The organism is Phaeobacter italicus, from assembly GCF_001258055.1.
Taxonomy (GTDB): Bacteria; Pseudomonadota; Alphaproteobacteria; order Rhodobacterales; family Rhodobacteraceae; genus Phaeobacter; species Phaeobacter italicus.
On sequence record NZ_CVRM01000035.1, the window covers coordinates 1 to 14666 of the forward strand.

Sequence of the window (14666 nt, forward strand, 5' to 3'; positions counted from 1 at the left end):
AATGCTCCTAACCTCGCGTCCGCGGGGTTTGCCTGTTTGTGAAGGCCAACAAGGGCAATCACCAGGACACGCAGCCTAATGGTCGAGCGCAGCACACAGCCAGGGGCGGATAGGGGTGGGCGGGGGCGAAGGGCACAGTATTTCTTCATGCTTTGAGATCTTGCACGGCAATCTTCCTGAAGGGGGTGAAAAGGTTCAGCGGGCTGTACCGTCCGTGGTTGGGTCGGCTACCTGATGCCGTTGGTTGAGGGACGATTGGTGGCATTTTAACCAGATTTTCACCGGCGGGCGCTGTTCGGAAACCGACAGTTAACCCGGCGCTGGGATGCTCCAATATCTTGCAAATCAATCGCCGAGTCTCGCCATGAAACTGAAGCGAACGATGCGGATTGCGACGGGCCTTGCCTGTCTTGGTGCCGCGCTTACGGTTTTCATACCGCACTTAACAAGTTACATTTCGCGGGCCGCAGTGGTGAACGCGCCTATTATTTCCGTCAAGAGCCCCTTTGACGGGGCCCTCACGTCTGACGCGCTCACACCTGCAACTCCTGTATTGCCGACTTCTACAATCGTGGAACTTCAAGCCTCTAGATCCAGCCGGACCGAGCTTGCGCGATTGGAAGCCAGAAGCAGCATTCTGGCTCGGGAGGAGGTTTCGATAAGCACGGAAATTTCTACGCTGAGCCAACTGGATCAGCGACTGGTGGTCCGGATGGAGCGGGTGCAAACGCTGGCCCGGGAGGTTCTGGAAGCACAGCTGAGTGGTTTGCGCGGGGAGCTGGCAGCGGCCCGCGAGCGGCAGGACAGGCTCGCGCGAGAGGCTCTGCGGTTTACGCAGCTTTCTGCCAATGGTTCGGTGCCGCAGGCGCAGGCTGAGACAGCGGTTTCGCTTGCGGCTGAGGCAAACGGCGAGGTCATCCGCCTGACTGCTGCGGTCGAGGAAACCGTGCGGAGCATTGCCGGGATCCAGGATGGTATTCTTCCCGGCTTGGGCACAGAGGATGGCAGCTATGCCCGGCAGCGTCGGGATGAAGTCGCAATCCGTTTGGCTGATCTCAAGGGCCGTAAGGCCCGCATCGCGGCACAGCGCGTGGGCCTCCTTCAGGAGATCGAAGCGCTACGCGAGGAGGTCGGCAGGTTCGATCGGTTTGCCCCGCGGCTGCCGACAGGGGCTGTGGTCTGGTCGGCAACCCCGGCCAAGGGGGCCGTGATCGCTTCGGGTGATGAAGTGTTGCAGCTGCTCGACTGTTCGCGCCGGTTCGTCGAGGTTTTTGTGCATGAAACGGCGTTTGAGGCGATCCGGCCCGGAGACACGGCCCGGGTGCGCCTGCGGGGATCGGACGAGACCTTTCTCGCCACTGTCGAGGCGCTACGCGGGGCAGGCAGCCAGCGGGCCACCGGCCTGCTTGCGGCTGAGCCGGAAAATCTCACCGAAGGCAGCCTGTCGGTGATGCTGCGCCTTGCTCCGGCGGATGTTGGCATGGCTGGGGTGGCGCAGAACTTCTGTGATGTCGGGCGCACTGCTGAGGTTCGTTTTGATCGCGAATTCGGTACCATGCTGACCGTTGCGGGCCATTGGTTTGAGGAACTGCTGCGGGGGATTGCGCCGTCGCTCGTTGCGGGACACTCAAGGGACTGGTTCGGCGCGTCCGATGCAGGCTGAGTCCCTTGTACCGCTTCTTTTGGTTGCTGCGGCCATCCTGCTGTTCGGGAACCGTTGGCGCAACAATCCTGTGGCCGACCGGCTGGTCGTGGCAGGATTGGCCGTGGTTGTCCTGCGCTATCTGATATGGCGGCTGTTCGAAACGGTCCTGCCGGTCAATGTTCTCACTGTCACGGGTGTGTTTGTCTGGGGCGTCTTTGTGGTCGAGATTCTGGCCTGGCTCGATACTGCGGTGCTTTACGCCTACATGTTGCGCCGCACAAACCGTACCCCGGAAGCAGACAGGCACGAGACCCGGTTGCGCCACATGACCCCCAGTGAACTGCCCGAGGTTGATATTTTCATCGCGACCTACAACGAGCCTGCCGAAGTCCTCGAGAAGACAATTGTTGGCGCGACAGAGCTGGACTGGCCAAAAGCCAAGCTGAATGTCTGGGTTCTGGATGATGGTCGGCGAGACTGGTTGCAGCTGATGAGCAAACGCTTGGGGGCCGGCTATCTGACCCGCGCCGACAATGCCCATGCAAAGGCTGGCAATATCAATGCCGCGGTTGCGCGCACGTCTGCCCCTTTTTTCCTCGTTCTTGATGCGGACTTTATTCCGCAACAGAATTTTCTCTACCGGGCAATGGGATTTTTCGAAGATCCTAAAATCGGTATCGTGCAGATCCCCCATAACTTCTTCAATCCTGACCCGATGCAGACCTCACTCAACATGAGCAAGGTTATGCCTGACGATCAGCGCTTCTTTTTCGAGACAATCATGCCGGGGCGCGACGGGTATGATTGCGCCTTTTGTTGCGGCTCCAACGGGATTGTGCGGCGCAGTGCCTTGGAGGAGATCGGCAACAAGCTGCCATCGGGCTCCATCACCGAAGACATGCTCCTGACGCTGGCGCTCAAGCGGAAAGGCTATGTGACGCGTTATCTGGATGAGCGTCTGGCGTTCGGCCTGGCACCAGAGAACATCAATGCGTTCTTCATCCAGCGGGCCCGATGGGCGCGGGGCGCAATCCAAATCATGTTTCTTCGCGAGGGACCGTTCGGGGGCCCCGGCCTCAAGTGGTACGAGCGCTTGTTCTTCCTGCCGTTCCACTGGATCACCCAGTCGCTTGGCCAGACGATCGCGATGGTGACACCTGCCATTTTCATGCTCACGGGTGTGCCGCCGCTGGTCAATGCATCCTTTGACACGGTGATGTCCTACCAATTTCCGGCAATTGTTGCAGCCATTGCCGCTGTGCAGCACTTCGCGCCGGGAAAATACCATCCGCTGGCAACCATGGCACATGGCGTTCTGCAAGCCTTCCGGCTGCTGCCTGTGGTGCTTGCCACCTTGCTGAAACCGCACGGTCACGCGTTCAAGGTCACCCCCAAAGGCGGTGAGGGAACAGAGATCCAAGACACGGCAACGGTTGCAATCTGCCTTTTTCTTTGCGGCTTGATGGCTATCGGCCTTGCCATGAACTCAAGCTACAATTTCCAGATCATCGCTTCCAGCCACCTGATGCCAGTTGTTGCGTTCTGGTCTGTGGTCAACATGATTGTGTTGCTCTTGGTGGCAAAGATCGCCATCACGCCGCCGCTTCTTCGCAGCGAAGAGCGGTTTGAGCTGCATGAGCCGGTCATGCTCCATACGGGCGAGGGAAAGGTCAAAGGTGCAAGCCACGATATGTCCCTGAACGGCATACAGGTAGAGGTGCCTGCGGATTGGTCCTGTCTGCCCAAAAGCGGCGGTTGGATTGGTGTTGAAATTGCGCGGGTGGGTATCGTTCCGGCACGGCTGCGCCGGGTCTTTAACCAAGACGAACACAGCCTTCGCGCGGGGCTGTCCTTTGCCTTACCTGCGGCCGGTGAACTGGCCGAGCACAGCGATGAACACAGCCCCGATAGCCCGGAAGAGGCCCACAGCGCAGCACAGCTAAGGCGCCGCTTGATCCACAAGCTGTTTACCACGGACCGGATGCGCAAATTCGATGATCCACACGACTGGAGACTGGGGATCAGGATGCTGAAAAGCATTGTCAGCTCGGAACAGGCCGGCGCCGCGATAAAACTTACCAGCGAAGATGATGCCCACCCGGTGGTGCCCGCTTGGTTATGTGATCTTCAGTCACAAGCCGAAGCAACATTGGATAGCGAATGGCAAGGGTTGCTTCATGAGCGGACAGAGCCCGAAAAAGACAGTTCCGCGGCCTAGACGAATTCATTGGCAGGTGTGCCGCCATCACCTTTTGGGGGCCGGGGGGACATGTGCGGACAGAACATTTGCCACTGCGCTTTTATATTTTTCTGCCAGCCGGTTAGGCGAGGTGTCAGCTGTGTTGTCCGAACAGGGGGCACTGGCCTGATCTGGTGTTTGCTGTTCTGGGATGGCTAGTCCGATGCCTCATGTGCGGCAAAGGCATCGGCATAGTCGCAATGCCAGCGTGAGAGCGCCGGGCGGTTGTTGATAATGTCGCCCAGGGCCCATTCAACACGTTTACGGTCGCGCTCTTCGGACACGTCGTTGTCCGGACAGAGAATATAGAAATCCCCGTTCGACATGCGCATCATCAGGTAGCCGATTGCCTCTTCGCTCGTCCAGGCAGAGCTGGGTTTTTCCGGCATGAACTTCTCTATCATGCCAGTATAGGTGAACCCTGGAACGAACAGATGGGCGGAGATTTTCGCCTCGGCCTGGCGCAGATCATGTGCCAGCATTTCTGTCATCACCTTCACGGCGGCTTTGCTGGTGTTGTAGGCGGGGTTTCCGGGCGGTGTGGTGATGCCCTGTTTCGACCCCGTGTTGATGACCACGGCGGGACGCGCAGCTTTGATCATGCGTGGCAGGAAAGCGTGCACACCATTTATGACCCCAAAGAGGTTGACCTCTAACAGGTTGCGCCAATTCTCCATTTTCTCCCAGCTGCCGGTTGGCAGTGCGATACCGGCATTGTTCATCAGGACGGCCACCTCTCCGAGGGCAAAGACCTGATCCGCCAAGGCGGTCATCGCGTCGGCGTCAGAGACATCCGTGGCAATGGCCTGAACGATCGTGTCGGTGCCTGCCAGATCGCGCAGTTCCGCCTCGGCTTGGTCCAAAGCCTCACCCGCCAGATCGACAAGCACAACTCCAAGACCGTCTTGCAGAAATCGCTGGGCTGCGGCCTTGCCGACGCCGCTTGCAGCCCCGGTCACGACGGCCAGGCCGCCTGTTTCGATTGCTTCGCTGTACATGGATCATCCCCTGTTTCTATGAAGTGTTTGGCAATCTTCAGGGCGCCATCATTTGCTTGATACCACCGATAAAGGTTTCGTCATCTTGGTGTTTGCGCGCATCGAGCAGCTCTTCTGCATCAGGTCCCGCGCGAAATCGCAGGCGGCTTCCGGTTTCGTTGGCGGCATCCCAAATGACCTGCGCAACGGTTTCAGGTGCAGAAGGGTTCGCCGCCAGCTTACCAAACAGGCGCCCCATCGCTTCTGCCATCTGTGCGTAGTCGGGCAGGTTTTCATCCATGGCGAAATCGAATGAACTGCCCCCGAAGTTGGTTCTTATCATGCCCGGCTGGACAATCCGGACCCGAATGCCAAGGGGCTCCAGCTCGTAGTGGAGCGCCTCCGAAAGCCCTTCAACTGCAAATTTGGTGCCGTGATAAAGCGCGCCAAGTGGAAAGGTGATCTGTCCGCCAATGGACGAGACATTGATGATCGTGCCTGACCGGTTCTGCCGGAAATGGGGCAGAACGGCCTTGGTCACTTCCATCACCCCAAGTACATTGGTGTCAAACTGACGCCGGATCCGCTCCATTGAAAAGGCCTCCAGCGCCCCATAGGCGCCATAGCCTGCATTGTTCAGCACAACATCAATCTGTCCGAACCGTTCGATGCCTTCGGCTACGGCGGTCGCAATAGAGCCAGCGTCGGTCACATCCAGTCGGGCCAGATGCAGGTTTTCCAACGCGCCAAACTCGGGGCTGTTTTCGGGGGTGCGCATCGTGGCGATGACATTCCAACCCTTTGCCTGAAAATGCCGGGCCGTCGCCGCGCCAATGCCTGACGAAGCCCCGGTAATAAGCATGGTTTTCATATCTCAACTCCCTCACGTTCTGTTCACACGATACTCACCAAGGCGGGATGTATCTTTCGGTATTCTCCAGTTTTCTTGCACAATCCTCCGCAATCTGAAGTTTTGGGTAAGTGCTTGCCTTGGTTGCGTGCTACGGATGGGGCGACCAATAGGAGGCATTCATGGGAGCTCAGGCGTTGTTGGACTATGTTTTGGCGCGGCTTGATCGCTCAGGCGTCACTGAAGGTGTGCTGAGATGTGAAGATGGCGGGGCGGTGTTTCTCATCCATCCGACGACCACCCAACATGACGCAAACGTCTACCGTCCGTTGTTGTGCGCGGTCCTGCAAGGTGCGAAAGAAGTTGGGACCAGTACCAGAACTCTCACCGTGCGGGCCGGGCAGTCTTTGATCGTCAGCAATGCGCTGCCCGTTGTTTCCAGGATCACTGAGGCCACGCCCGATCATCCCTATGTCGCGCTTGTCTTTCCGCTGGATCTGGATGTCCTTCGCGCCCTGGCTCCGGGTGTGCCCCAGTCATCTGCCAACCATGGGTCAGATCCGTTTTCAATTTGCCTCACACCCACTGATGACGATCTGGAGGCGGCCTTGCTCCGATATTTTTGCCAGTGCAAAACCGAAGAGGAACGGCACATGCTGGCGCCGATCACGGCGCGAGAAATTCACGCCCGGCTGTTGATCGGGCAACATGGCGGCACGCTCCAAAAACTTTTGTGGCACGAAAACACGGCCAGCCGGATCTTCGTGGCAACAAGTGAGATCCGGTCAGACCTGGGCAAACCCCTTGTCGTGAGAGAGCTCGCCGCTCGCGTGGGTATGAGCAGCTCGGCCTTTTTTGAACAGTTCAAAGCAGTTACCGGCAACTCTCCGCTGCAATACCAGAAAGACCTGCGCCTGCTTCATGCCCGTAATGAACTTCGAACCACCGGCGCAAAAGTCTCTGAGATAGCCTATGGGGTCGGATACCAGAGCCCGGCTCAGTTCTCGAGAGAATATGCCCGCAAATTCGGCTGCTCACCAAGACAGGACCGGACTGCTGAAGTCGTCCAATAAGACCAAAGAAGCTCACCTGAAAGGTGAGCGTTCCACAAATCCATCCCTGTTAGCTTGCCGCACCTGCTGGGCCATGCCACGATGTATCAAGTTGCAAAAGGGTTGAATATTGGCGGCACCTCTTCTTATCAGAAACCGGAATTACCGCCTTCTCTTGGGGGCTGGTACCTTGAGCAATCTTGGCGATGGACTTGTTGTCCTCGCATTGCCCTGGCTGGCGACACTGATGTCGCAAAATCCAATGGCCATTGGTGCGGTAGCGGCGGCAAGTCGGCTGCCGTGGCTGCTTTTTGCGATTCCGGCGGGCGTCATTATCGACAATGCTGAACACAACAAGCTGATTGCCAGAGCCGACCTCTTGCGCGCTGCTATCGCGCTGGCGATCCTTATGCTGGCCGTGAACCAGCCAGCGGAGGGCGCAGTGTGGGTGCTGGCGGGGTTAGCTTTTGTTTTGGGCTCAGCGGAAGTGCTGAGAGACAATGCCGCTCAGACAATGCTTCCGTCCATTGTCGACTCGAAAGACCTGGAGGCGGCCAATGGGCAACTCTGGAGCAGTGAACAACTGACAAATCAGTTCATCGGGCCACCACTGGCTGGTGCGCTGATCGCTGCGGGCATCGGCATCCCCTTCGGTGTTGACGCGGCCCTTCTGGTTTTGTCCGCCGGGTTTGTTTGGATGATCACACTCGCGCCAAGGGCGCAGACGAAGACGCGTTTTCGCCAAGCTCTCGTGGAAGGGGTCGCCTTCATGCGAGCCGATACCTTGCTGCTGCGGCTTGCCGTCGTTTTGGGGATCGCCAACTTTATCGCGACGGCGACGATCACAGTTCAGGTTCTATTTGCGCAGGATGTGCTGGCGATGTCCGCCTATGCCTACGGGCTCGTTCTGTCTGTCGCGGCACTTGGGGCCGTTACGGGAAGCCTTCTTGCCCCAAAGCTCGTCGGTTTTTTCGGAACACAAAGATGCCTGTATCTGTCAATTGCGACTTGGGGGGGTGGCTATCTATCTATCGGACTGAGCCAGTCTGCCTATGCCATGGCAACCGCGCTGTTTTTTGTGATGGCCGCAGCAATGCTGTGGAATGTCATCACGGTATCGTGGCGGCAAAGGCGTATTCAGTCTGCGCTGCTTGGGCGGGTCAACAGCATTTACCGTTTCTTCGGCTGGGGCTCGATGCCATTGGGGGCCATGACCGGCGGGCTACTGGTCTCAGTTCTGGAGCAGGAACTCGGTCGGGAATTCGCCTTGCGCGCCACATTTATCTGTGCCGGAGCGGCATGTGCGTTTTTGCTCGGATATGCGATGGCGAGACTCCGTTTGGAATAGTCCAGCGGACTTCGCTCTTCACCAATCCTAAGGCCGCACGGTCGAAATCAGCGTGCACGAGGTGGCCTCCTGCCGCACGCCGGCAGGGTGATGTCCCTGTTCAGGTCATCGGGTGGGCGGGCCTGAGAGTGTCGATGGCGTGAAAAGACCGCCCAAAGGCGGTCTTGGCACTGTTGGAAGGGGCGACCGGTGGGGGCTGTCGGGGGGTGGTCCGCGCATGAAACCTGCGGGAGCCCCGATGTGGTCGCCCCCGTTTATCGGCAGGGCGGCCTCAGGCGTCGCAGGCTGCGGTAACCAGCATTTCCACCTTCAGCACCTCGCGGGCGAGCTTGGATTCGCCGCAGGCACGGGCAGGGGCGTGGCCTTCGGGCACCCAGGCATCCCAAACGGCATTCATCTCGTCGAAATCCGCCATATCCGCGAGCCAGATCTCACAGCGCAGAATGCGGGTCTTGTCGCTGCCTGCCTTTTCCAGAAGGTCCTCGATCTTGGCGAGGATCTCGCGGGTCTGCTCGGCGACGGTTGCCGCCTGCGAGGTCTGGCCGCAGAGGTAGGCGGTGCCATTGTGTTTGACGATGCGGCTCATGCGTTGGCCGGTTTCGATGCGGGTGATGCTCATGTGAGGCTCCTGTTAGAGGACCTTGCGGTCATAGCGGTTGATCCGGAAGGCGGACAAGCCAAAACGGCTTTGTCCGTTGAGGATGAGATCGGCCAGAACCTGACCCACGATGGGGCCCATCTGAAAGCCATGGGCCGAAAAGCCAAAGGCATGGAAGGCGCGATCTGCATTTTCGGCGGGGCCGATGACGGGGAGGTTGTCAGGCATATATGCCTCAAGCCCGGCCCACATGCGGTTGATGCTTGCCTGTCGCATGATCGGAAAGAAATCGGCAGTGGTGCGGGCGGCGCTCGCCAGTTTGGCATAGTCCAGACGCGTCTGGTTCTTGGCCCGATCTGCAAAGCCCTTGGCCCCACCGCCAATCAGAACCGTCCCGTTTTCAAACTGCTTGAAACTGAGCTGGCGGCTCACGGCCCCCACCACGGGAGAGGCGAAATGCGGCACACGGGTGGTGATCATCAGCATCGGGGCCGCATGGCTGAGAGGGACGTTGTCGCCGATCATCAGGGCAATGCGGTCGGCCCAGGCGCCTGCACAATTGACCACTGTGTCCGCTTCATAACGGTTGCGACTGCCCTGAGCGAGCCAGCTGGAGCCGAGGCGGCGCAGGCTGATCAGCTCTTCGCCTTCGATGATGCGTGCCCCGTGGCGTTCAGCGGCGAGGCGAAAGGCAGAGGTGGCCTTGTAGGGGATGGCATAGCCGTCCAGTTCCGAGATCACGCCGCCGACGCAGGACGGGTTGACCTGAGGCAGCCGCTCTCTCAGTTCGGCCTGATCGATGATGCGTTCGTGGGTGTAGCCTTCGGCGTGCATCTTGGTCTCGCGCGTCCGCAGCGTGGCCATGTCCTGGTCATCTGCGGCGATATTGATGATGCTTTGGCGGCGAAACCCCGTGTCGAGCCCAAGATCGTCATCCAGGGTCTGCCACATCTCCATCGAAGCCTTGGAAAGGGGGACTTCGGCCATGTCGCGCCCCAGAAGGCGGACACCGCCTGCGTTGACGCCAGAGGCATGGCGCGCAACATAATCCTTTTCGATCACCGTGACAGAGACGCCCTGGCGGGCCAGATGATAGGCAGTGGCGCAGCCCTGAATGCCGCCACCGATAATCAGAACATCCGATTTCATTCCGGGGCCTCGTTTTGCTGCCTTGTGGGGAGTGCCTGCGTTGGGGTGACGTGGTCAAACCGGCTCAGCTCTTCCAGCGTCAGCAGGCGCTGCGGGCTGCGCAGTCGGTAATAGCCGGTGTCTTCGGCGCTATCGCCGCGCCAGTCGCTCAGCAGGCCCGCAACGATGTGGCCGCATTGGCGTCCCTGACAGGGCCCCATGCCACAGCGTGTGAGGGACTTCAGCGCGTTTGGATCACGGGCGCCAAGGTCAAAGCCCCTGCGCAGATCTCTGCGGGTCTGTTCTTCGCAGCGGCATACCAGCGTGTCGTCTTCCTGGGGCAGGCGCAGGGCCTCCGCAGGGCGGTAAAGCCGGTCGACAAAGGCGCGAAACGGGGCCATCGAGGCCAGTTCCGCAAGGGGGGATGCGGCCTCTGTGTCCCGCTGTGCGAGGGTGATCCGGTTCAGGCGATATAGACTGTTGAGAGCGGCCAGCTGCCCTGCGAGGCATGCACCGTCAGCCCCGATGATGCCCCCGCCATCACCGGCGACAGAGACATGCGGCACAGAAGACTGACCAAACGGGTCTGTCACCACCTGCCAGCACAGCTGCTGCGCATTCCACATATGATCCAGCTCCATCGCGCGGGTCATATTGAGGTTCGGTTGAACCCCATGGTGCAGAAACACGGTCTCAGCCGCGATGTCATGGGTCTTGCCCCCTGCATCAAACCGCAGCCCTTCGGCTGTTTCGCGGCCGAGCACCTGCAGCTTGCTGGCAAAGCGAAAAACCGGAACGCCGGAGCGACGGATTTCGTTGAGAAGGCCGAGCCCCTTGGCCAGTTGCCGGGCCTGTTTCAGTGCGCGGGGCAAAAGAGGGGCGCTGGCGAGATAGTTGTCTTTGGGTGTGGTATCCACGACGGCGGCAATCGGCACACCAAGGCGCAGATATTGCGCAACGATCAGATACAACAGCGGGCCAGAGCCTGCAAAAACTGCGCCATCGGCCACGGTTGCATCGGATTTCAGCATCACCTGGGTCGCACCTGCGGTCATCACCCCCGGCAAGGTCCAGCCGGGGATGGGCATCGGGCGCTCCATCGCACCGGGACAGAGCAGCATCTCGCGGCAGTGCAGCTCATGGGTGCTGTGATCCTGCGAAAACAGGATACGGCCATCATCGCCCAGGTGCCAGGCGTCTGCCCCGCTAAGATGGGTCACGTCGGCCTTCTCGAACCGCGCAATGAGATCAGCCCCTTTCGTGTAGTCGGGGCCGAGGACGGAGGCATCGGGCAGGGGGCTTTGGCTGGCAGAGCGATAGATCTGCCCACCGGCCCGCTGCCCGCGGTCCAGAACGGCGATCCGCAGGCCGCGTTCGGCAAGGGTGAGAGCGGCGGACATGCCGGCGGGGCCCGCCCCTACGATGGCGCAGTCAAAGCTCTGCATCGGTGATCCTGCTGTCTTCAAGAATGGTCTGGGTGTTGATCGTCATGCCGGGCTCGACCTGACGCAGGCAGGCCTGCTGGTTGGGCACGCCGTTGATTTCCATCATGCATTCGAAACAGACCCCCATCGCACAATAGGCACTGCGCGGTGCACCGGAGAGGGCGGCCCTGCGGGTGATCGGCTGACCGGCAAGGGCAATCGCAGACCAGACGGATTGGCCCGCAGGGACGGTGATCTGCTGGCCGTTGAGTGTCAGGGTGACATCATCCGCCCCATCCGGGCGTAGGGATCTGAACATCTCTGTGGCTCCTTTGAGGGGCAAGAGAGGAAAATGAATTGGGGAGAAAAGGAAAGGCGCGGGGAGGTGCGCGCCTTTCCGTCAGGATTGCAGCGGTTACTCTGCAATCTTGTCGAGGATGGCCTGACCCCAGTCAGCGCCGACATCTTCCAGAACCTGCGGCCAGACCTGCGCGCGCACGTGCTCTGCCGTGGCGGCGAGTTCGGCGTCGCTCAGCGACACGATGGTGGCGCCATTGTCTGCAAGCTTTTGTTCAAAGGCGCCCTGATCTGCCTCGGCGGTTTCCCAACGCTTGGCTTCAAACGCCACTGCACCCTGTTCCAGTGCTGCGCGATCCGCATCAGACAGCTCGGCCAAGGTGCCGGAGTTGATGATCATGTACCAGACTTCAAAGTGGGTGTTCACGGGCACATAGGTGGTGGTCACATCGCGGAAGGAGGCATAGTAGCCTTCGGCGCCAGAGCCGACCACGCCGTCAACCACACCGGTCTGCACTGCGGTGAAGGCCTCGGAGAAGGGGATCGGAGAGGAGATATAGCCAAGCGCATCCGCTGTCAGCTGGAAGCTCTTGATGCCGGGGACGCGCACCTTGATCCCCTTGGCAGAGGTCGGATTGCCAGGATCAACCGCTTCGGTGTTCAACGCAACGCCGCCAAAATACACCGGATAGGCCGCCAGCATTGTGATGTCCTGCTTGGCATACAGCTCTTTCATCGCGTCATAGATGGCGCCGCCGGGGCCGTAGATCTTCTTGGCTTCGGCCCAGTTCGCGGCCACATAAGGGAAGGCAGAGATCTGCATCCGGCGATCAACGGCCGTTGCGGCGGGTTGAACGGCCATGTCGATTGCACCAACAGAGATGCGTTCCTGCACCGATGTATAGTCGCCAAGCGCAGAGGCCGGGAACAGGTTCAGCTCCAGCGAGCCATTGGTCGCGGCCGACAGATCCTCAGCAAAGGCACGCAGTTCGTTGTCGATTGTCGCACCCTGCGGACGGATGTGGCTGATCTTCAGTGTGTCTGCCATCGCGAGGCCCGCGGTTGCGATCATGGCCGCTGCCATGCAGGTGGACTTCAGAAAGGTCTTCATTGTGGTTTCCTCTGTTGGTGGTTTGGTTGTTGTGAAGGGAGAGGCTGGCGGGTCTCAGTAGCCAAAGACACGCGGCAGCCAGAGCGACAGGTCCGGCCAGAAGCTGGTCAGAAAGACCACTGGCAGATAGCCAAGCAGGATCAGCGTCATGGCTGGGCGGATCACCTTTGTCACCGGCACCTGACCGACGCGGGCGCCGAGATACAGGATCGATGCATAAGGCGGGGTGACGCCACCCATGGCGGTGTTGACGCCCATGATTGCGGCGAACTGGATCGGGCTCACGCCGATGGCCTGCATCAGTGGCAACAACAGCGGGGCGATCAGAATGATGGCCGTCACGTCGTTCACCACCATGCCGACAAGGAACAATAGAATGTTGATGAGGATCAGCAGCAGCGCCTTGTTCTCGGTGATGGAGAAGATGCCTTCGACAATGGCCTGCGGCACGCTTTCCAGCACGAACATCTGGCTGAGGATCATCGAGAACAGGATCATCAGCATGATCGCCCCCACAGAGGTCGCCGCCTCACGACCCGCGCCAAGGAAGGTGCGCAGATCAAGACCCTTGTAGATCAGAAAGCCCACTGGCACGGCATAGATCACGGCCACGGCTGCGGCTTCGGTGGGGGTCATGATGCCGCCATAGATGCCGCCCAGAATGATTACAGGCATCAGCAGAGCCGGGGTGGCCTTCAGCCCGCGGCTGGTCGCCTCGGCGACAAAGGCTGCACCCTTCGGCGGGTCGTTCAGCTGCAGCGGGAACTTGCGCGCCATGCGGATGTTGACCACGGAAAAGCTGGCCATGATGAGAAGGCCCGGGCCAAGCGTGGCGAGAAAACAGGCCAGGATCGACGTGTCTGTGACCCAGCCATAAACAATCATGGTGACAGAGGGCGGGATCAGCAGGCCAAGAAGAGAGGCATTGGCAATCAGCGCAGTTGCGTATTCACGAGGATAGCCCTGTTTCTCCATTTCGGGGATCAGCAGCGGGCCGATTGCCGCCACACCGGTCAGGCCAGAGCCCGAAATCGCACCAATCAGCGCACAGGACACGGTTGCAACCACGCCCAGGCCGCCGCGCAGGTGACCGATGAAGATATTGACGAAGTTCAGAAGACTGGCCGCAATGCCCGACACAGACATGATCGTCCCTGCCAGCACGAACAGCGGGATCGCCAGCAGGACGGGATTGCCCAATTGCTGAAAACCCCAGAGCATATTGCCCTTCATGACCACGTCGCCGACGAAATACATCACCATCAGGCCAGCGCCGAAACAGTAGGGCAGCGGCACGCCAAGCGTCAGAAGAACGACCAGCACAAATACCGCGAGAAGCGCAATCTCGATCATCTCAGAGTTCCTTTGGGGTAGAGGTGTTGGCCGCAATCGGCGACAGGAGGGCGCGGATGTGCTGCACCAGCTGCAAGGCGGTAAAGATCATCATCAGGGCCATGCCGATGAACAGTGCGGCATCCACGTAAAAGGTCGGCAGATAGAGCGTCGGGCTCTCGCGCCAGACCCGCTGGGAGTATTTCCAGAAATCCCACGCCCAAGATGTCAGCCACAGGCCAACGGCCAGGCTGATGACTTCGCCGATGACCGCCAGAACCTGATGCTGACGCTCGCTCGACAGAAAGATCTCCAGCACATTGGCGCGAATATGCGTGTTCTCGCGAGAGGCGTTCACCGCCCCCAGCATGTACAGCCACAGCGTCGGGTAAAGCAGGCTTTCCTCGAGCCCCATGACCGGGATTTCCAGCACGTAGCGGGTGATCACCTGGACGAACTGACCCAGTGCGACCAGACATATCAGCACGGTTAGCAGGATACTGAAGGCACGGGTCATCTTCCCCTCCCATGTGTTGAGTGCAGGCCAGCTCTGCAGGCACTGCATTGGTGGGGCGACCCTCGCGATCGGAACGTATTAAGTCAAAGCGATTAAATTGATTAACGAATAGATTTTTGTTATGGGGTTGGGAAATGCCCAAGGATAT

The 14666-nt window shown here is 59.6% G+C and carries 13 protein-coding genes; 4 read left to right on the top strand and 9 right to left on the bottom strand.

The genetic code is table 11. From position 1 onward, the window contains the following. Positions 1–364: 364 nt before the first annotated feature. The gene (locus NIT7645_RS17020) at positions 365–1663 is read left to right on the top strand and encodes an HlyD family secretion protein (RefSeq protein WP_131724152.1); all 1299 of its coding nucleotides are present in this window, start codon (positions 365–367) and stop codon (positions 1661–1663) included. Then, a complete protein-coding gene (locus NIT7645_RS17025; protein ID WP_050687637.1) occupies positions 1653–3863 on the top strand; it encodes a glycosyltransferase family 2 protein in 2211 nt (736 codons plus the stop codon). Before NIT7645_RS17020 ends, NIT7645_RS17025 begins: the two co-directional genes overlap by 11 nt. 176 nt (positions 3864–4039) lie before the next feature. On the opposite strand, the gene NIT7645_RS17030 is transcribed toward NIT7645_RS17025, so the two are convergent. Continuing rightward, the gene (locus NIT7645_RS17030) at positions 4040–4882 is read right to left on the bottom strand and encodes an SDR family NAD(P)-dependent oxidoreductase (protein ID WP_008560135.1); all 843 of its coding nucleotides are present in this window, start codon (positions 4880–4882) and stop codon (positions 4040–4042) included. Between the two features lie 37 nt (positions 4883–4919). Continuing rightward, entirely contained in the window at positions 4920–5732 is an 813-nt protein-coding gene (locus NIT7645_RS17035; RefSeq protein ID WP_008562738.1) for an SDR family oxidoreductase, read from the bottom strand. A 191-nt stretch (positions 5733–5923) separates the two neighbouring features. Between NIT7645_RS17035 and NIT7645_RS17040 the strand changes: the two genes are divergently transcribed. After that, positions 5924–6784, top strand: coding sequence for an AraC family transcriptional regulator (locus NIT7645_RS17040; protein WP_242656134.1), 861 nt, complete (start codon positions 5924–5926; stop codon positions 6782–6784). A 109-nt stretch (positions 6785–6893) separates the two neighbouring features. Further along, complete coding sequence (locus NIT7645_RS17045; RefSeq protein ID WP_037302684.1) at positions 6894–8111, top strand: MFS transporter; 1218 nt, start codon at positions 6894–6896, stop codon at positions 8109–8111. Between the two features lie 271 nt (positions 8112–8382). On the opposite strand, the gene NIT7645_RS17050 is transcribed toward NIT7645_RS17045, so the two are convergent. The 7 genes from NIT7645_RS17050 to NIT7645_RS17080 form a co-directional block, all read right to left on the bottom strand. Beyond that, on the bottom strand, positions 8383–8730 hold the full coding sequence (locus tag NIT7645_RS17050) for a RidA family protein (protein WP_008563097.1): 348 nt from the start codon (positions 8728–8730) through the stop codon (positions 8383–8385). 12 nt (positions 8731–8742) lie between these two features. Next, complete coding sequence (locus tag NIT7645_RS17055) at positions 8743–9858, bottom strand: NAD(P)/FAD-dependent oxidoreductase (RefSeq protein WP_008563152.1); 1116 nt, start codon at positions 9856–9858, stop codon at positions 8743–8745. After that, positions 9855–11282 (bottom strand): FAD/NAD(P)-dependent oxidoreductase, encoded by a 1428-nt coding sequence (locus NIT7645_RS17060; protein WP_050687639.1) that lies wholly within the window; start codon positions 11280–11282, stop codon positions 9855–9857. Before NIT7645_RS17060 ends, NIT7645_RS17055 begins: the two co-directional genes overlap by 4 nt. After that, a complete protein-coding gene (locus tag NIT7645_RS17065; protein ID WP_008563192.1) occupies positions 11269–11580 on the bottom strand; it encodes a (2Fe-2S)-binding protein in 312 nt (103 codons plus the stop codon). The genes NIT7645_RS17060 and NIT7645_RS17065 overlap by 14 nt, the downstream gene beginning before the upstream one ends. A 96-nt stretch (positions 11581–11676) precedes the next feature. After that, positions 11677–12669 carry a TRAP transporter substrate-binding protein DctP gene (dctP, locus tag NIT7645_RS17070; protein ID WP_008562558.1) on the bottom strand — a complete coding sequence of 331 codons (993 nt, stop codon included), beginning with the start codon at positions 12667–12669 and terminating at the stop codon, positions 11677–11679. A 54-nt stretch (positions 12670–12723) separates the two neighbouring features. After that, complete coding sequence (locus NIT7645_RS17075; protein ID WP_008561572.1) at positions 12724–14022, bottom strand: TRAP transporter large permease; 1299 nt, start codon at positions 14020–14022, stop codon at positions 12724–12726. A 1-nt stretch (position 14023) separates the two neighbouring features. Continuing rightward, a complete protein-coding gene (locus tag NIT7645_RS17080; protein ID WP_008558803.1) occupies positions 14024–14518 on the bottom strand; it encodes a TRAP transporter small permease in 495 nt (164 codons plus the stop codon). Between the last annotated feature and the right edge of the window lie 148 nt (positions 14519–14666).